At 61.0% G+C, this 18,572-nt stretch carries 17 protein-coding genes; 11 read left to right on the top strand and 6 right to left on the bottom strand.

Going from position 1 to position 18,572, the window contains the following annotated elements; translation table 11 throughout:
- Positions 1 to 98: 98 nt before the first annotated feature.
- A complete protein-coding gene (locus tag ACMVPR_RS20525; protein ID WP_416884374.1) occupies positions 99 to 413 on the top strand; it encodes a hypothetical protein in 315 nt (104 codons plus the stop codon).
- On the opposite strand, the gene ACMVPR_RS20520 is transcribed toward ACMVPR_RS20525, so the two are convergent.
- Complete coding sequence (locus ACMVPR_RS20520) at positions 410 to 1,165, bottom strand: sulfite exporter TauE/SafE family protein (protein ID WP_416884373.1); 756 nt, start codon at positions 1,163 to 1,165, stop codon at positions 410 to 412. The two genes, ACMVPR_RS20525 and ACMVPR_RS20520, sit on opposite strands and share 4 nt — an antisense overlap.
- A gap of 147 nt (positions 1,166 to 1,312) precedes the next feature.
- Between ACMVPR_RS20520 and mdh the strand changes: the two genes are divergently transcribed.
- The gene (gene mdh / locus ACMVPR_RS20515) at positions 1,313 to 2,275 is read left to right on the top strand and encodes a malate dehydrogenase (RefSeq protein WP_292267529.1); all 963 of its coding nucleotides are present in this window, start codon (positions 1,313 to 1,315) and stop codon (positions 2,273 to 2,275) included.
- 51 nt (positions 2,276 to 2,326) lie between these two features.
- Here the strand turns inward: mdh and ACMVPR_RS20510 are convergent, their stop codons facing one another.
- Entirely contained in the window at positions 2,327 to 4,183 is a 1,857-nt protein-coding gene (locus tag ACMVPR_RS20510; RefSeq protein WP_416884372.1) for a glycosyltransferase 61 family protein, read from the bottom strand.
- Between the two features lie 342 nt (positions 4,184 to 4,525).
- Between ACMVPR_RS20510 and sucC the strand changes: the two genes are divergently transcribed.
- The 8 genes from sucC to ACMVPR_RS20470 all read left to right on the top strand — a co-directional run bounded on the left by sucC (position 4,526) and on the right by ACMVPR_RS20470 (position 14,528).
- Positions 4,526 to 5,719 carry an ADP-forming succinate--CoA ligase subunit beta gene (gene sucC / locus ACMVPR_RS20505; protein WP_416884371.1) on the top strand — a complete coding sequence of 398 codons (1,194 nt, stop codon included), beginning with the start codon at positions 4,526 to 4,528 and terminating at the stop codon, positions 5,717 to 5,719.
- On the top strand, positions 5,719 to 6,243 hold the full coding sequence (locus ACMVPR_RS20500; RefSeq protein WP_416884370.1) for a hypothetical protein: 525 nt from the start codon (positions 5,719 to 5,721) through the stop codon (positions 6,241 to 6,243). The genes sucC and ACMVPR_RS20500 overlap by 1 nt, the downstream gene beginning before the upstream one ends.
- A gap of 43 nt (positions 6,244 to 6,286) precedes the next feature.
- Complete coding sequence (gene sucD, locus ACMVPR_RS20495; protein WP_300584629.1) at positions 6,287 to 7,171, top strand: succinate--CoA ligase subunit alpha; 885 nt, start codon at positions 6,287 to 6,289, stop codon at positions 7,169 to 7,171.
- A gap of 155 nt (positions 7,172 to 7,326) precedes the next feature.
- Entirely contained in the window at positions 7,327 to 10,293 is a 2,967-nt protein-coding gene (locus ACMVPR_RS20490; RefSeq protein ID WP_416884369.1) for a 2-oxoglutarate dehydrogenase E1 component, read from the top strand.
- Between the two features lie 3 nt (positions 10,294 to 10,296).
- Positions 10,297 to 11,817 (top strand): 2-oxoglutarate dehydrogenase complex dihydrolipoyllysine-residue succinyltransferase, encoded by a 1,521-nt coding sequence (gene odhB, locus ACMVPR_RS20485; RefSeq protein ID WP_416884368.1) that lies wholly within the window; start codon positions 10,297 to 10,299, stop codon positions 11,815 to 11,817.
- Between the two features lie 82 nt (positions 11,818 to 11,899).
- Entirely contained in the window at positions 11,900 to 12,289 is a 390-nt protein-coding gene (locus ACMVPR_RS20480; protein WP_416884367.1) for an MAPEG family protein, read from the top strand.
- Between the two features lie 72 nt (positions 12,290 to 12,361).
- Positions 12,362 to 13,750, top strand: coding sequence for a dihydrolipoyl dehydrogenase (gene lpdA / locus ACMVPR_RS20475; RefSeq protein ID WP_416884366.1), 1,389 nt, complete (start codon positions 12,362 to 12,364; stop codon positions 13,748 to 13,750).
- A 406-nt stretch (positions 13,751 to 14,156) separates the two neighbouring features.
- A complete protein-coding gene (locus tag ACMVPR_RS20470) occupies positions 14,157 to 14,528 on the top strand; it encodes a VOC family protein (RefSeq protein ID WP_416884365.1) in 372 nt (123 codons plus the stop codon).
- Here ACMVPR_RS20470 and ACMVPR_RS20465 read toward each other — a convergent pair whose 3' ends face one another.
- Genes ACMVPR_RS20465 through ACMVPR_RS20450 form a run of 4 tightly spaced genes read right to left on the bottom strand, consistent with a single transcriptional unit; the run spans position 14,529 to position 17,434 of the window.
- Positions 14,529 to 15,134 carry an MSMEG_1061 family FMN-dependent PPOX-type flavoprotein gene (locus tag ACMVPR_RS20465; RefSeq protein WP_416884364.1) on the bottom strand — a complete coding sequence of 202 codons (606 nt, stop codon included), beginning with the start codon at positions 15,132 to 15,134 and terminating at the stop codon, positions 14,529 to 14,531. It lies immediately after the preceding gene.
- Complete coding sequence (locus ACMVPR_RS20460; protein WP_416884363.1) at positions 15,121 to 15,855, bottom strand: lysophospholipid acyltransferase family protein; 735 nt, start codon at positions 15,853 to 15,855, stop codon at positions 15,121 to 15,123. Before ACMVPR_RS20460 ends, ACMVPR_RS20465 begins: the two co-directional genes overlap by 14 nt.
- Positions 15,855 to 16,730 carry a cell division protein FtsX gene (locus tag ACMVPR_RS20455; RefSeq protein WP_416884689.1) on the bottom strand — a complete coding sequence of 292 codons (876 nt, stop codon included), beginning with the start codon at positions 16,728 to 16,730 and terminating at the stop codon, positions 15,855 to 15,857. Before ACMVPR_RS20455 ends, ACMVPR_RS20460 begins: the two co-directional genes overlap by 1 nt.
- Before the next feature lie 26 nt (positions 16,731 to 16,756).
- Positions 16,757 to 17,434 (bottom strand): cell division ATP-binding protein FtsE, encoded by a 678-nt coding sequence (locus ACMVPR_RS20450; RefSeq protein ID WP_292270389.1) that lies wholly within the window; start codon positions 17,432 to 17,434, stop codon positions 16,757 to 16,759.
- Positions 17,435 to 17,617: 183 nt separating this feature from the next.
- On the opposite strand from ACMVPR_RS20450, the gene ACMVPR_RS20445 reads away from it, so the two are divergent.
- Positions 17,618 to 18,478: a zinc-ribbon domain-containing protein gene (locus ACMVPR_RS20445; protein WP_416884362.1), complete on the top strand. Its 861-nt coding sequence runs from the start codon at positions 17,618 to 17,620 to the stop codon at positions 18,476 to 18,478.
- Positions 18,479 to 18,572: the final 94 nt, after the last annotated feature.

The following is an 18,572-nucleotide window of genomic DNA, read 5'->3' as shown; positions in this document are numbered from 1 at the left end:
AAAAAGCTGCTGCACCCGCATTCGAACGTTGCGTTAACCAATTCCAAACCGATCCACCGGACGCTCTGCCCCATCACAGCCGACAAAGGGGTAAGGCGATGAAACGAGATTTCTGGAAGATGACAGTGCTGGCCATCGGCGCGCTGATGGCATCTTCGACACTCACGCAGGCACAGCAGAACTGCGCTGCACGCGATCTGGTGATCGAACGACTGGCCAGCGCCTATGGTGAAACCCGCCAATCCATCGGCCTTGCCCAGAACAACACGATGGTCGAGGTGTTCGCCTCCACCACGACCGGAAGCTGGACGATCACCGTCACCAACGCGTCCGGCCTCACCTGCCTTGTCGCCAGCGGTCAGGCGTTTGAGCGTCTGGAAGAATCTCTGCCAACCCCTGCCGAGGACGCCTAGGTCAGCGCGTCAAAGATCAGCTTTGATCCGGTCACCATGAGCAACACATAGGTCAGACCGAAAAACACCCGTTCGGGCACGATATGATGTGCCCGGACACCCAGATAGGTTCCCAAAATCGCAAACGGCGCCAGCGCGAGGTTCAGCGTCAGCGTCTCCAGCGTGAAAAAGCCCATCGCGGCATAAATCCCCGCTTTCAGAACGTTCATCGCCCAGAAGACGATCACCGTCGTCGCCTGAAAGGCGGTTTTGCTCAGCTTTCGTCCCAGCAGATACACCGCCGCCACCGGCCCGCCCGCATGGCTGACAAAACTGGTGAACCCTAACGCGACACCCGCGGTCACACCTGCGGTCGGGGACATCGGGCGTTCCCCGATCTTCACCCAGCCTGCCGCCTGAACCAACTGCCAGACGACAAAGGCGACCGAGATACCCCCGATCAGGAACCGGATCGCATCATCATCGGCCCAGCCAAAGAACAGCGCCCCCAGAAACGTGCCAGGCACGCCGCCCCACAGGAGCAGTCGCGTTTCCGGCCAGCTCCACTTCTTCCAATAAGCAGGCAGGCTGACCACGTCGATCAGCATCAAGAGCGGCAGCATGATCCCCAGCGCAATCGCGGGCTCCACCACCAACGCCAGAATCGACGCGCTGGCAAACGCCGCGCCCGACCCGAAACCGCCTTTCGAGACGCCCGCAAAGACCACCGCAGGAACGCCCAACGCAAAAACTGTCCAGCTCAGAGCGTCCATGAAACCTCCACTTTCCCACGGCATTTCATTGACATATCCCGGCCTGCCCCGACCTGCCAGCCAAGACGTGCGTCTCCGCCGCACTTGCGAAATACCCCAAGTCGGACTAGCACAGCGCAAATTCAAAACGGACCGGAGACAAATTCCATGGCCAGACCCAAGATTGCCCTCATCGGCGCGGGACAGATCGGTGGCACCCTTGCTCACCTCGTGGCACTCAAAGAACTGGGCGACGTCGTACTTTTCGACATTGCCGAAGGCACCCCCGAGGGCAAGGCGCTCGACATCGCTGAATCCGGCCCGTCAGAAGGGTTCGATGCAAAGCTCAAAGGCACGCAGGACTACGCCGACATCGCGGGCGCGGACGTCTGCATCGTCACCGCCGGTGTACCGCGCAAGCCGGGCATGAGCCGCGATGACCTGTTGGGCATCAACCTCAAGGTCATGAAATCCGTGGGCGAAGGCATCGCCGCCAACGCACCGGACGCGTTCGTGATCTGCATCACCAACCCGCTCGACGCGATGGTCTGGGCGCTCCAGCAGTTCTCGGGCCTGCCGACCCACAAGGTCTGCGGCATGGCCGGTGTTCTCGACAGCGCCCGCTTCCGCCACTTCCTGAGCCTCGAATTCGACGTGTCGATGAAAGACGTCACCGCCTTTGTACTCGGCGGACACGGCGACACGATGGTTCCGCTGACCCGCTACTCCACCGTCGCAGGCATCCCCCTGCCCGATCTGGTGAAGATGGGCTGGACCACGCAAGACAAGCTCGACGCCATTGTGCAGCGCACCCGTGACGGCGGCGCAGAGATCGTTGGTCTGCTGAAAACCGGCTCCGCGTTCTACGCCCCCGCGACATCCGCCATCGAAATGGCCGAAGCCTACCTCAAGGATCAGAAACGCCTCCTGCCCTGCGCGGCCTATTGCGACGGCGAATTCGGCCTTGATGGCTTCTACGTTGGCGTTCCCACCATCATCGGCGCCGGCGGCATCGAAAAGATCGTCGACATCCAGCTCAGCAAAGACGAGCAGGCCATGTTCGACAATTCGGTCAACGCCGTCAAAGGTCTGGTTGAAGCCTGCAAAGGCATCGACGAAAGCCTCGCGTAACGCCACGTTGGATAAAGACAAAAAAGGCGGCCCAGTGGCCGCCTTTTTCATTTACATCTTTTTCAGAACCTCTACCGGATCCTTTAGGTTCAGCGTTTTGAAAAACCCGGCGATGCCATCGTCAAAATCCGACAACTCCTTGTCCATGAATTCCTTGACCAGCGCATCGTACTTCTTGCTTAGTACGGTGCTGCGTGGGTTCAGGTTACGGATCAGCACCAACCCGGTCGGCTGCGCGGTCGTCACGTCGATCTTGAGATCGGGACGATAGAGTTGCAGGATTTGAAGGGTCTTCCAGACGTCCCCTGTCCAGTCTCCCCGATGGAATTCGCGGGTCGCCATATATTCCGTTGTCGGGCAGCAATCGTGAAGCGCGATCACCCCTTTCTTGGACATTGCCTTTTCGGTCTCGATAAAATCCCGAAGCAGATACTCGAAAAGATGCATCCCATCCAGAAACGCAAGATCTACAGAAATCTTGTTTTTCTTCAGAAAATCACCCGCGAAAAAGTCATCGCTGCCCTGCTGGAAGAAAAACATCTGCGTCCCGGCGGTGTTCACAGCCGGGTACTTCAGCTTGAACTCCGGATCGACGGCAATTGTATTGCATTTGGCCAGAGACAGGCTCTTGCCGGTGAATGTGCCGACCTCAAGGTACCAGTTCGGTTTCAGTTTTTCGTGCAGTTGACCAAGGACCTCGATATAGGGTTGCCCCTCAAGCGCGGGAACCGTCGTCTCTTCACTCATATCCTTCATACTCTTTTTCTCCTGTCGTGTGCGACGCAACTGCCTCAAGAACTGAGGACGCTCGGCGTCTGTGACAAAGCCGACAGATCGGGGTCGACCAAGGTTGCGTGATTTTTCGAACTCTTCCTGGGTGGGGCAGCGCCATGGATCATTCGCTCCCACGACGCCCTGTGCGATCAAGGCAACGCGCAGTTTTTCGAAATCGAGTGTGACCAACGAAATGTTGTCGGCGCGCTGGCGTGGCCACGCCACGTCCTCGATCGCATCGATTTCGACGATCCGAGCTTGTGTGAAACTGCGCACATGATTGGTGATCAGTGCCGGGACTTCCGACCTGCGCTTCACAATGATGCAAGTTGCGTCGGGACGGAACGTGAATGGCAGGATATGCAGCGCAGATCCATCTGCAGCGATGACCGTATCGGCCTCTCGATACATCTCGAGCTGTTCAGTTAAACTAAGCCGCTCCGGCGCGACGATATCGAAGCCAGCACTTGCCAGATTCTCCTCGAGAACATCTTCGCAAAGATGCCGTCCTACCGTTCCAGACATCTGGTTACGCGTGATGTAGATTTTGCGACCAAATCGCGACTGGCCATTTCGGGGCAGTTTGCTGCGAACCCAAGCAGCGTAACTCGGCGTCGCCAGGCCGTCACATACCTCACTGAACAGATCCGGCGCGGTGTAAAGCGTTTCGACATGCGTCGGCGCATGAACAATCGCGTACTCGTTTTCTATGCCCAACGACTTGAGCAAACGGTTCAGGAAAGCGTGTTCACATTCTGAGTAGAGCAGCGAACTGAACAGCAGATTTACCGACTTCGGCAACCTGTCCGTGGCCCAAATTCGCCCAAGTCCGCGGGTGATAACATGTCCGAACTGGATCGACATACCTCCGCAAAACAGCCACGATCCCGGCAGGCTTTGTGCGTCAGCCAAGGCAGCATCGCGCACATCGCGCGTCGCAAGCGTATTGCGAGTCAGGGTCCGAATCTCGGTGTCGCGCAAAACTTTGCCGTCGACGTCAAACACTCCGGCGTGAAACGTTTTGCCGTCACGATGCCTCCGGCGAAAAGGCACGACGAGGGCATTGCGATGGCAGGCGATTTCAGAAAACGGCAAAGCGCACGTGTCGACGCTTGAACTGGCCGACAGGCACACCTCGAATGTGCGGACACTCGTATTCATTGACCTGCGTCGTCCTCAAAGTGCCGCGATTTATTGTGTGCTTTGGTGCACGAGCGACATCGAATTTAAGTGTATGCGCCTGCGCGAGTCATGGTCAACACATCCAAAATTCAAAAGATTCGGGTGTGGCCATGCTGCATGTTGGACCCGCGTCTATCTCTTTCGATAGATATGTGATCACACTTTTTTTCGCTGTGATCACAAATGTCGGTTTTTTGCCGATTTGCCCGCCCTGCGGCAAAAAAACAATTAAGTCTTCACACCTCCCGCACTTATATCGCCGCAAATCGCAGCAAGAAACGGGACAGTTGACCGATGAACATCCACGAGTATCAGGCGAAAGCCCTGCTACGCAGCTACGGCGCCCCGGTGTCGGATGGCCGCGTGGTCCTCAAGGCCGAAGAAGCCAAGACCAAGGCAGGCGAAATGGACGGGCCGCTCTGGGTGGTCAAGGCCCAGATCCACGCAGGTGGTCGCGGCAAGGGCAAGTTCAAGGAAGAGAGCGCTGGCGAAGCCGGTGGTGTACGCCTTGCCCGTTCGGTTGAAGAAGCCGCCGAAGAAGCCAAGAAAATGTTGGGCCGCACCCTTGTGACCAAGCAGACCGGCGACGCGGGCAAGCAGGTCAACCGCATCTATATCGAAGACGGATCGGGCATCCAGACCGAGATGTATCTCGCCCTTCTCGTCGACCGCCAGACCAGCCGTGTGTCCTTCGTCGCCTCCACCGAAGGCGGCATGGACATCGAGGAAGTCGCGGAAAAGACGCCCGAGAAAATCCTAAGCTTCTCGGTCGACCCTGCAACGGGCTACCAGCCGTTCCACGGTCGCCGCATCGCGTTCAACCTCGGCCTCGAAGGCAAGCAGGTCAAACAATGCGTTCAGCTGATGGGCACACTCTACAAGCTCTTCACCGAAAAAGACATGGAGATGCTCGAGATCAACCCGCTGATCGTGTCCGACGATGGCGATCTGAAATGCCTCGACGCCAAGATGGGCTTTGACGGCAACGCGATGTACCGGCACCCCGAAATCGCCGAACTGCGGGATGAGACCGAAGAAGACCCGAAAGAGCTTGAGGCATCCAAATACGACCTCAACTACATCGCGCTCGACGGTGAAATCGGCTGCATGGTGAACGGCGCGGGCCTTGCCATGGCGACGATGGACATCATCAAGCTTTACGGAGCGGAACCCGCCAACTTCCTGGACGTGGGGGGTGGGGCGACCAAGGAAAAGGTCACCGAGGCGTTCAAGATCATCACATCCGACCCGAACGTCAAAGGCATCCTCGTCAACATCTTCGGCGGCATCATGCGGTGTGACGTGATCGCGGAAGGCGTGATCGCGGCGGTCAAAGAGGTCGGCCTCAAGGTGCCGTTGGTTGTGCGTCTCGAAGGCACGAACGTCGAAAAGGGCAAGGAGATCATCCAGAACTCCGGCCTCGACGTGATTGCCGCCGACGATCTCAAGGACGGCGCGCAGAAGATCGTGAAGGCGGTCAAGGGCTGATGATCCGGGCTGGCTGGATAACCGCACTTGCTGTTGCGGCCATTCCCGGCTGGGTCGCTGCTGGACCGTTTGACGATCCGGCAGACGCAGGCGCGTTGATGGGCGAGGCGTGTGTCACAACATCGCTCGACTTCGATGCGCTCTTCGCATCCGCACAGGAACTCGCAACCGCCGCAGGGTTGCCGCAGGTGATGGCCTCGGACGAGGCCGCCATGTTCGGCAATCCCGGCGGCGCGCACGTGGTGTTCTCGCGTCGGATCGACTCCCTCGCCTGCCAGCTCACCATTCCGCCCGACCCCGGAACCGAGGCGTTCTTCAATGACCTGCGCGACATCATGCAGGCCCGGATCGACGCGACATACCCCGGCGCGCTCTCAGACGAGATGGACACACCATCGCCGCATGAGTCCGCACATCAATGGGTCTTCCGCGTCCCCAAGGAACGCCATTTCGCCGTCTCGCACAGCTGGATCCGCGACAGGGGGGTCTCCCTCTCGATCGGCTACAGCCAGATTTACGAATAATTCCGCACCGCGCGGACCGAACGACAGAAGTAGGAGAGCCACCGTGGCCGTACTCATCGACGAAAACACCAAAGTGATCTGCCAGGGCCTCACCGGCTCGCAGGGCACCTTCCATACCGAACAGGCGATTGCCTATGGCACCAAGATGGTCGGCGGCGTGACCCCCGGCAAAGGTGGCATGACCCATCTTGACCTGCCGGTCTTCAACTCGGTCCACGAGGCCAAGCACGCAACCGAGGCGAACGCGACCGTGATCTACGTGCCACCACCCTTCGCCGCGGACTCGATCCTCGAAGCGATCGACGCCGAGATGGAAGTGATCGTCTGCATCACTGAAGGCATCCCGGTGATGGACATGATGAAGGTCAAGCGCGCGCTTGAAACCTCCAAGTCGCGCCTCATCGGCCCGAACTGCCCCGGTGTCATCACACCCGACGCCTGCAAGATCGGCATCATGCCCGGCCACATCCACCGTCGCGGCAGCGTCGGCGTTGTGTCGCGCTCGGGAACTCTGACCTACGAGGCGGTCAAGCAGACCACTGACGTCGGCCTTGGCCAGTCCACCTGTGTGGGCATTGGCGGCGATCCCATCAAAGGGACCGAGCATATTGATGTGCTCGAATGGTTCCTCGCGGATGACGAGACCGAGTCGATCATCATGATCGGGGAGATCGGTGGCTCTGCCGAAGAAGAAGCAGCACAGTTCCTCGCCGATGAGAAGAAAAAAGGCCGCTGGAAGCCAACCGCTGGCTTCATCGCGGGCCGCACTGCCCCTCCGGGCCGTCGCATGGGCCATGCTGGCGCAATTGTTGCAGGCGGCAAGGGCGGCGCAGAAGACAAGATCGAAGCGATGAAATCCGCTGGCATCGTCGTTGCCGAAAGCCCCGCCAGCCTTGGCGAAGCGGTGCTGGCTGCGATCAAGGGTTAAGGCAAGGGCCGGGCAGACGCCCCGGCCTACGCCCATGATTATCGGCAGGCCGGGCACGCGCCCGGCTTGCGCACAACAAGAGAGCCGCGCGATAGCGGATCGCATGATCCTCTTTCCTGCTGCTTGATCAGACCGGTTCGGGAGGACCACAACACATGACGGATCAAAGCCCCAACGACCTTTTCCACGCCTCCAGCTTTATGCAGGGGCACAACGCGGCGTATCTGGAACAGATGTACGCGCGGTATGCGAACGACCCCAACGCGGTCGATGAAGCGTGGCAGGCGTTTTTCCGGCAACTGGGCGATGACGAGGTCAGCGTCAAGAAAGAGGCATCCGGCCCAAGCTGGGCACGTCCCGACTGGCCGCCGATGCCGAATGATGACTTGACCGCAGCACTGGATGGTCAATGGCCCGTCGCCCCGGCAGAGATCAAAGGCGCAGGCGAAAAGATCAAGGCGAAGGCGCAGGAAAAAGGCGTTCAGGTCACCGACGACGCAATCCAGCGCGCCGTGCTCGACTCCATCCGGGCCCTGATGATCATCCGCGCCTACCGTATCCGGGGCCATCTGGCTGCCGATCTTGATCCGCTGGGCATGCGCGAACAGACGGCCCACCCCGAACTTGATCCGAAATCCTACGGCTTCACCGAGGCCGACATGGACCGCCCGATCTTCATCGACAACGTTCTGGGCCTCCAGATCGCGTCCATGCGCGAGATCCTTGATATCGTGCGCCGCACTTATTGCGGCACATTCGCGCTGCAATACATGCACATCTCCGATCCTGAACAGTCCGCATGGCTGAAGGAACGAATCGAAGGCTACGGCAAAGAAGTCGCCTTCACCCGCGAAGGCCGCAAGGCGATCCTGAACAAGATGGTCGAGGCCGAAGGCTTCGAGAAATTCCTCCATGTGAAGTACATGGGCACCAAGCGCTTTGGCCTTGATGGCGGCGAAAGCCTCATTCCGGCGATGGAGCAGATCATCAAGCGGGGTGGCAACCTTGGCGTTCAGGAAATCGTCATCGGCATGCCGCACCGCGGCCGCCTGTCGGTTCTGGCTAACGTGATGCAGAAGCCCTACCGCGCGATCTTCAACGAATTCCAGGGTGGCAGCTTCAAACCCGAAGAAGTCGATGGCTCGGGCGACGTGAAATATCACCTCGGTGCGTCCTCCGACCGCGAATTCGATGGCAACTCCGTCCACCTGTCGCTGACCGCCAACCCCTCGCACCTCGAGGCGGTGAACCCGGTTGTTCTGGGCAAGGTCCGCGCCAAGCAGGACCAGATGGGCGACACCGAGCGCCGCAAGGTCATGCCGATCCTTCTGCACGGCGATGCGGCCTTTGCGGGTCAGGGTGTCGTGGCGGAATGTTTCGCCCTGTCCGGCCTGCGCGGTCACCGCACCGGCGGCACGGTCCATATCGTCGTAAACAACCAGATCGGCTTTACCACAGCGCCGCACTTCTCGCGCTCGTCGCCCTACCCCACGGACAACGCGCTGGTGGTCGAGGCCCCGATCTTCCACGTCAACGGCGACGATCCCGAAGCCGTGGTGCATGCCGCCAAGGTCGCCACCGAGTTCCGCCAGAAATTCGGCAAGGACGTTGTCATCGACATGTTCTGCTACCGCCGCTTTGGTCACAACGAGGGCGATGAACCGATGTTCACCAACCCGTTGATGTACAAGAAGATCAAGCAACAGAAGACCACCCTGTCGCTCTACACCGAGCGTCTGGTCAAGGACGGCCTGATCCCCGAAGGCGAAATCGAGGATATGAAGGCGGCGTTCCAGGCGCATCTGAACGAAGAGTTCGAAGCCGGCAAAACCTACAAGCCCAACAAGGCCGACTGGCTGGACGGCCGCTGGAGCCATCTCGACCGTCAGGACAAGGACGACTACCAGCGCGGCCAGACCGCGATCCAGCCCGAGACCATGGCCCAGGTCGGTGAGGCCCTCACGCGCCTGCCCGACGGCTTCCCGGTGCACAAGACCGTGGAACGCCTGCTCGAGACCCGCAAGGAGATGTTCAGCTCCGGCATCGGCTTTGACTGGGCAACCGCCGAGGCACTGGCCTTTGGCTCATTGCTCACCGAAGGGTATCCCGTGCGTCTTGCCGGGCAGGACAGCACACGCGGCACGTTCAGCCAGCGTCATTCAGGCATCGTGAACCAGGAAACCGAAGAGCGGTACTACCCGCTGAACCACATCCGCGAAGGCCAGTCGCGCTACGAAGTGATCGACTCCGCTCTGTCGGAATATGCGGTTTTGGGCTTTGAGTATGGTTACTCGCTGGCCGAACCGAATGCGCTGACCCTGTGGGAAGCCCAGTTCGGTGACTTCGCCAACGGCGCGCAGATCATGTTCGACCAGTTCGTGAGCTCTGGTGAATCCAAGTGGCTGCGCATGTCGGGCCTTGTCTGCCTACTGCCGCACGGGTTCGAAGGTCAGGGTCCGGAACATTCCTCCGCGCGCCTTGAACGCTTCCTGCAGATGAGCGGTCAGGACAACTGGATCGTGGCCAACTGCACCACCCCGGCCAACTACTTCCACATCCTGCGCCGCCAGCTGCACCGCTCGTTCCGCAAGCCGCTCATCCTGATGACGCCGAAATCGCTTCTGCGTCACAAGCTGGCGGTCTCCAAGACCGAGGAATTCACCACCGGATCAAGCTTCCACCGCGTGCTCTGGGACGATGCGCAGTATGGCAACTCGGACACCACCTTGGTCAGCGATGACAAGATCAAGCGCGTCGTGATGTGCTCGGGCAAGGTCTATTACGACCTTCTGGAAGAGCGCGACGCCCGTGGCATCGACGACATCTACATCCTGCGGTTCGAACAGTTCTACCCGTTCCCGGCCATCTCTGCGGTCAAGGAACTGGAACGCTTCCCACAGGCCGAGATGATCTGGTGCCAGGAAGAACCCAAGAACCAGGGGGCCTGGACGTTCATGGAACCGAACCTCGAATGGGTTCTGGGCCGCATCAACGCCAAGCACCCGCGCCCCCGCTACGTGGGCCGCGCCACATCGGCCTCCCCGGCGACGGGTCTGGCCAGCCAACACAAAGCACAGCAAACGGCGCTCGTGAACGACGCGCTGACGATCGAAGGGAACTAAGACATGACAACCGAAGTGCGTGTGCCCACCTTGGGTAAATCCGTGACAGAAGCCACGGTCGCCACATGGTTCAAGAAACCGGGTGACAGCGTTGCCGTGGACGAGATGCTGTGTGAACTGGAAACCGACAAGGTCACGGTCGAAGTGCCGTCGCCCGCAGCAGGCACTCTGGCCGAGATCGTCGCTGGTGAAGGCGAGACCGTGGGCGTGGATGCCCTGCTCGCAAACATCTCCGAAGGCGGTGCGGCAACTGCTGCCCCCGCCAAGGCCGAAGCCCCGGCAGCCGCAGCCGCACCTTCGGGCGACAGCGGCAAATCGGTTGACGTGATGGTGCCGACCTTGGGTGAATCCGTGTCCGAGGCCACAGTCTCCACATGGTTCAAAAAGGTCGGCGATACTGTCGCACAGGACGAGATGCTCTGCGAGTTGGAAACTGACAAGGTCTCAGTCGAAGTGCCCGCCCCGGCGGCCGGTGTTCTCTCCGAGATCCTTGCCGCCGAAGGCGCAACCGTTGCCGCAGGTGGCAAGCTCGGTGTGATCGGTGGCAGCGCCGGTGCCGCAGCGTCTGCCCCGGCTCAGCAATCCGCCCCCGCCCCGGCAGCGCAGTCATCCGGCAGCAGCAGCGCCGATGTGGAAAACGCCCCCTCCGCCAAGAAGGCGATGGCCGAAGCGGGTCTCTCCGCCGATCAGGTCAAGGGCTCGGGCCGCGATGGCCGCATCATGAAGGACGATGTGGCCAAGGCCGTGGCTGCCGCCGCATCTGCCCCGGCCCAGACATCCGCGCCCGCCGCCGCCCCGCGCGCACCGGTCAGCGCCGACGATGCCGCCCGTGAGGAACGGGTCAAGATGACCCGCCTGCGCCAGACCATCGCCCGCCGCCTCAAGGATGCGCAGAACACCGCCGCGATCCTGACCACCTATAACGAGGTCGACATGACCGAGGTCATGGCCCTGCGGAACGAATACAAAGACCTCTTCGAGAAAAAGCACGGCGTGCGCCTTGGCTTCATGTCCTTCTTCACCAAGGCCTGCTGCCACGCCCTGCGCGAAGTGCCCGAGGTCAATGCCGAGATCGACGGCACCGACATCGTCTACAAGAACTTCGTCCACATGGGCGTCGCCGCGGGTACGCCGCAGGGTCTGGTGGTTCCGGTCATCCGCGATGCCGACCAGATGAGCTTTGCCGAGATCGAGAAAGCGATTGCCGAAAAAGGCCGCCGCGCCCGCGACGGCAAGCTGAGCATGGCCGAAATGCAGGGTGGCACCTTCACCATCTCCAACGGCGGTGTCTACGGCTCGCTCATGTCCTCGCCGATCCTGAACCCGCCGCAATCGGGTATCCTCGGCATGCACAAGATCCAGGACCGCCCGATGGTCATCAATGGCGAGATCAAGATCCGCCCGATGATGTATCTCGCCCTCAGCTACGACCACCGCATCGTCGACGGCAAAGGCGCCGTGACCTTCCTCGTGCGCGTGAAAGAAGCGCTCGAGGATCCGCGCCGGTTGTTGATGGATCTTTAACCTCAAGCCGGGCTGAAGCCCGGCCTACGGAGACCTCGTAGGGCGGGCTTCAGCCCGCCAGACGGGTCGCGAAGGCAAGCCCATGACCCCCGAACTCACCGCCCTCACCCTCGCCGCCCTGCTGCAAGTGCTTCAATTCGCGGCCTACTCCATCACGGCGCAACTGCAGGTCGGCACGAAAAAGGCGCTCAGCCCACGCGACACGCCGGTGCAACTGACGGGCAAAGCAGGCCGCCTGCAACGGGCGATGAACAACCATTTCGAAGGCCTGATCCTCTTCGGCATCGCTGTGATGGTGATCACCTATTCCGGGCAGGGCGACGGCAGCACGGCCATCGCCTGCGCCCTATACCTTGCCGCGCGGGTACTCTACGTGCCCGCCTATGTGTTCGGCTGGGTCCCTTGGCGCTCGGTGATCTGGGCGGTCGGGTTCTGCGCCACGCTCTACCTGCTGATCGCAGCACTCTTGTAACTTCATCTTGCCCCTGAACTCCGGGGGTTTGGGGGCTGGCCCCCAATCGACAGACCAAAAAGGACCAAACCCATGGCACAATACGACGTCATCGTCATCGGCTCCGGCCCCGGCGGCTACGTGGCCGCGATCCGCTGCGCGCAGCTGGGCCTGAAAACCGCCTGCGTCGAAGGCCGCGAGACATTGGGCGGCACCTGCCTGAACGTGGGCTGCATTCCGTCAAAAGCGCTGCTGCATGCCAGCCACCAGCTCCACGAGGCGGAACACAACTTCGCCAAGATGGGCCTCAAGGGCAAAGCCCCGTCCGTCGACTGGAAACAGATGCTCGCCTACAAGGACGACGTGATCGGCCAGAACACCAAGGGCATCGAGTTCCTGTTCAAGAAGAACAAGATCGACTGGCTCAAGGGCTGGGGCTCCATCCCCGCGGCCGGCAAGGTCAAGGTCGGCGACGAGGTACATGAGGCGAAGAACATCATCGTGGCCTCCGGCTCCGAAGCGTCCTCCCTGCCCGGCATCGAGATCGACGAGAAGATCGTGGTCACTTCCACCGGCGCGCTGGAGCTGCCGAAGATCCCGAAAAAGATGATCGTGATCGGTGCGGGTGTGATCGGTCTGGAACTGGGCTCGGTCTACAGCCGTCTGGGCACCGAGGTGCATGTGATCGAATTCCTCGACACGATCACCCCGGGCATGGATGGCGAGGTGCAGAAGACCTTCCAGAAACTGCTGCAGAAACAGGGCCTGAAATTCACCCTTGGCGCCGCAGTGCAATCCGTCGATGCGGGCAAGGGCAAGGCGAAAGTCACCTACAAACTGCGCAAGGATGACAGTGAACACGACATGGACGCGGATGTGGTGCTCGTCGCCACCGGTCGCCGCCCCTTCACCGACGGGCTGGGTCTTGATGCGCTGGGGATCGAGATGTCGCAGCGCGGTCAGATCAAAACCGACGCGCATTGGCAGACCAATGTCAAAGGCATCTACGCCATCGGCGACTGCATCGACGGCCCCATGCTGGCGCACAAGGCCGAGGACGAAGGCATGGCCTGCGCCGAGGTGATCGCGGGCAAGGCGGGCCATGTGAATTACGGCGTCATTCCGGGCGTGATCTACACCCATCCCGAAGTGGCCAATGTCGGCCAGACCGAGGAACAGCTCAAGGAAGCGGGCCGCAACTACAAGGTCGGCAAGTTCAGCTTCATGGGCAATGGCCGCGCAAAGGCGAACTTCGCCGCCGACGGCTTTGTGAAGATCCTTGCAGACAAGGACACTGACCGCATTCTGGGCGCGCATATCATCGGGCCGATGGCGGGCGATCTGATCCACGAGATCTGTGTGGCGATGGAATTCGGTGCCTCGGCCGAGGATCTGGCCCTGACCTGTCACGCCCACCCGACCTATTCCGAAGCGGTACGCGAAGCCGCGTTGGCCTGCGGCGACGGTGCCATCCACATGTAAACACGTGGATTGGGGAACGCCTTTTCGAAAAGGCGTCCCCCAAGCGCGTATCAACGCGCTTGCCGACGCGGTTTCGAAACCGCGTCATCAAGGCTCTTCGAAGGGCCTTTCCTGTCTCTGAAAGAAGCGGCGCCGCCCCATTGGGCTGACGGTCTTCCGAAATATCGGGGATCATACCCCGGACCTGTGCCCGTCTCCGGGCCTACGTGAAACCGGTTTCTCATGGTCGGCGCGTCAGCACCACTGCGGAAAACCATCGTTCAGATCGCGGTGTGGGAGTGACCCTCTCCGCTCGTTGCGCAACGTGGGGGCACCCTGCATCCCATCCGTTAAGGTTTTGGAAAGCAACCGTGCGGCCCGGTTTTGTGCTACACTCACACGTGTCGGAAAACGGAAAGGACAGAACATGCATCTGGGCGCATTTTCGGTCAGCCTCGCGGTCAAGGACCTCACCGCCTCAAAAACCTTCTACGAAGCCATCGGGTTCGAAACGCTGGGTGGCGATGCGGCGGCAGGCTGGCTCATGCTCAAGAGCGGAGACACCGTTTTGGGCTTGTTTCAGGGAATGTTCGAAAAGAACACCCTGACCTTTAACCCCGGATGGGATCAGTCGGCACAGCCCTTGGACGACTTCATGGATGTGCGGGCCATTCAGGCCGATCTGAAATCAAAGGGTCTGACGCTGGACGTGGCAACCGACCCCGAAGGCACCGGCCCCGCGCATATCGTGCTGACCGACCCCGATGGCAATCCAGTGCTGATCGACCAGCACCGCTGATCACCACATCCGCGGAATGGCGTTCACCTCGTAATTGGCGTCATACTCTGCACCACCCAGCGCGCCGTCGGTCTGATCGGCGAGGATCTCGCCAACTGTCGGCAATCCTTCGGGCAAGGGCGCGCCGTCCCACAGGCCCGAGCGCATCAGCGCTTTGGCGCATTGGGTGTAGACCTCGGACACTTCGGTCACGATCACGGTGGCGGGCAGGATGTTCTTTTTCTGGAATGTCGCGCGCAGCTCCGGATCATCCGTGATCCACGCGCGGCCATTGACCCGCACCGTGGTCTTGGTGCCGGGGATCATGAAGAGGAACGCGATGCGCGGGTCTTCGACAAGATCGCGCAGCGCATCCAACCGGTTGTTGCCACGCCAGTCGGGCAGCAGGATCGTTTGACGGTCGGCCACCCGCACCACCGGGTCGACGTCCCCGCGCGGCGTGCCATGGGTGCCCCGCGATCCGGCAGTCGAGATGACGCAGAACCGCGCGGCCTCGACCCAGCGGCGGTAGCTCGGGGTCATATGATCCGCAACCTTGAACAAGGATGCCGGAACCGCCGCGTCGTAAAGCGCTTCAAGCTCTGCGATGGTTTCAATGCGGCGCATGGAATCCGGCCTCTTCGTTCAGACGGTTCGAGGCACTCTCGATCCGCGTTTCCAACAACTTGAGAAATTCATCACGCGGCAGGCCCGGCGCGATCGGCTCAAGAAACTCGACAACCGCAGTCCCCTGTTTGCGGTAGATGCCGCGCTTGGGCCAGAAGAGGCCGACATTCGCCGCAACCGGCACGCAAGGCTGGCCAAGCTGTTCGTAAAGCACAGCGGTTCCGATCTTGTAGGGCGCTTTCACACCGGGGGCGATGCGGGTGCCCTGCGGGTAGATGATGAGCTGACCCGGCGTTGCCGTGCCCTTTTTCACCCCTTCGACCATCTGCTTAATCGCAGCCCCACGCTTGCCCCGGTCCACCGGGATACATCCAATGCGCAACCCGTACTGACCCACGATGGGCGAATACATCAGGATACGCTTCATGATGAACTTGCCCGCCGGGACAGCCGAGAAGACAAGAAACACGTCCAGAAAGCTTTGATGTTTGGAGGCGACGATACATTCGTAATCGGGGGGTGTGCCGCGGATTTCGGTCTTGAGCCCGATCATCCAAGGTGCAGCCCAGCGCACGTACCGGCAGACGCTCATGCAACCTGCGCGCGCCCCTTTGCGCGACACCAAGGCCCATGGAAACAGACCAAGGCCCACCACAGCAATGGCCACATAGACCGAGATCACGAACAGCAGCGACCGCACCCACTGGATTGCATATGCCATCAGGCCAAGTCCTCCAACACACGTCCCGCCGCATAGCGCGTGGCGACGAATGCAACCAGCCCGGACAACGGCGGGATCAGCACCACCCAGACCCAGCCGATGCCCTGAATGCTCAGATCGGTGAGCACCCCTGCGGTTTCGCTGCCGGACGGCACAAGCACCAGCGCGATGATCCCCGTGAGCGTGCCAAAGGCAGCGCCGGTCAGTGCCCGCAGCGCAAAACGCCGCACAAAAGCGCTTGCGATATAGGTATCCTTGGCACCGACCAGCCGGAGTACGGCAATCACCTGTGCGTTGGCGGCAAGGGCGGCATTGGCAGCCAGCGTCACCATGGCCGCCGCAGCCGTCGCGATCAGCAGGATCGACGCCCAGCCCAAAAGCCGCAGCCGGGACGCCGCATCAATAAGCGGACGCCGCCATCGGGCGTGGTCGTCCAGCACGGCGGCAGGGGCTTCGGCGGCCAGGCGCAAGCGCAGGCCCGCAGCATCGTAACCATCCTCGGTTTCAATGATGTCGATCAGTTGTGGCAGCGGCAGGTCGTCGATTGGCAGATCGGCTCCGAACCACGGGCTGAGCAAGGCGCGTTGCTCGTCGAGCGTCAGAGCACGGGCATCGACAATGCCGGGCGTGGTGCGCAACACACGCAGCGCCGCTTCGGTCTGGGTGGCGACCTCGCCCGCCGGGGCCGAGATGCGAATGGTCGAGGATTGCGCCAGCTCATTGCCCCACCGATCCGCAACCCGGCCCGCTGCCAGCGACAGGGCCAAGGCAAAGACCGCGAGGAACGACATCGCAAAGGCGCTGAACAGCGTCAGGCGCGCGGTGAACCCGGTTGGCGGAACAACACGATCCGCCCGTTCGTCGAATTGCAGCATCCGGGCCGTGGTGCGCAGATCAAAATTCACAGATCTGCCCCCGCCATCTGAAGCCGACGGTTCGAGATCCGCAGAACCCGAGTCTGCACCTGCGCCTTGGCCGCACGGATCAGCCCAAGGTCGTGGGTGGCAATCAGGATCGTCTTGCCCATGCGGTTCAGCTCGACCAGCAGCGTCAGCAGGCGCTGCGACATTTCCCAGTCGATATTGCCGGTTGGTTCATCGGCAAGGATCACATCCGGCGACATGATGACCGCACGCGCCAATGCAGCGCGCTGGCGTTCGCCGCCCGACAGCTCTGGAGGTAATGCATTGGCCCGTCCAGTCAGTCCGACCCACGCCAGCAGCTCCTTGAGATTGGCATCCGCGCCATCGGGGTCCTGCCCGGACACTGTCAGCGGCAACGCGACGTTTTCGGTCACTGGCAAATGGTCGAGGAACTGGCAGTCCTGATGCACCACCCCGATTTTTCGACGCAGGATGGCGACGTCATCGCGGCTCAGGCCACGCACATCGCGCTCAAAAAGGCGCACATGTCCTGCCGTCGCCTGCAAGGCACCATAGCAGAGCTTGAGGAAGGTGGTTTTCCCCGATCCGGACGGGCCGGTGAGAAAGTGAAACGACCCCGGCGCCACGTTCAGGGTCATGTCCGTCAATAATTCTCCGCCGCCATAACTATAGGCTACATTTTCCAACTCAATCACGGCGGTTCGGTCCCTGCCACTGGTTCGGCGTTGTTGTGCCTGAGCATCGTGCGGGTTTCAATGCGCCGGAACGGTCACATTGGGCATTTACATGCGGAAACCCGCGCTTATTGTTCGATTTCAACAAGAAGGTGGTGGGCTGGTCGTGCAGTAGCGGCCAGCTGAGTAGGGGCAACAGGCAAAATGCGGCTGAAATGTCCAAGTTGTGGGGCGCAGTACGAAGTCCCGGACGATGTCATTCCCGAGGACGGTCGGGATGTTCAGTGTTCCAATTGCGGCAACACGTGGTTTCAGGCGCGCGACACCAGTAATACACCAGAAGCCCTCGAAGCAGCCGCCAAGGCGCCGAAGGATGCGGTTTGGCATCCCGAGGTTGATGCGGATGTCGATGATCGTCCTTCGGTCAATCAGGAAGCGACACCGGGCAATTCTGCACCACCCTCGCCACCCAAGCGCCGCGAGCTTGACCCTTCGGTCGCCGACATCCTGCGTGAAGAGGCCGAGATCGAGGCGCGTGCGCGCCGCGCCGAAGCTGGAACTCTTGAAGAGCAGCCCGATCTGGGCTTGCAGGAGCCAGAAGACGAGGCGGCAAAGCGCGCCCGTCAGGCGCAGGAGAGAATGCGCAAGCTGCGTGGTGAAAATCCGGAAGCCGCCGCGGTTGCGGCCGCCGCAGCTGCTGTGGCCGATCGTCCGAAATCCCGACGCGATATGCTGCCGGATGTGGAAGAGATCAATCAGAGCCTGCGCGCCTCCAGCGAACGCACCGAAGTGCGCAGTGTGCAGGCCGATCTTGAAGACGATGACGAACCGTCCGGCGGTTTCGGGCGCGGTTTTCTCTATACCATCCTGCTGTTTGCGATAGCTGCAGCCCTCTACGTGTACGCACCCGAAGTCGGTGAGGCCGTGCCGCAACTGAAGGCTCCGATGGAGTCTTTCGTGATAATGGTGGACCAGCTGCGCGCCTGGCTGGACGCGCAAATCGCGATGCTGATGGGCATGATCAATGGCGCGCCCGCCGAACCACCGGCAGCGGACGGGTCCTGAACCGCCGAAACCTTGGGCAACATGGCAAGCGCAACTCCGCCAATGTGGACCTATCTGTGCGCGGGCTCTGGCCCTAACGTCGCAATGCTGATCT

Source organism: Marivita sp. (assembly GCF_048006345.1).
Lineage (GTDB): Bacteria > Pseudomonadota > Alphaproteobacteria > Rhodobacterales > Rhodobacteraceae > Marivita.
The sequence above is the reverse complement of the archived record's forward strand: the minus strand, read 5'-3'. Positions and strand labels throughout refer to the sequence as shown.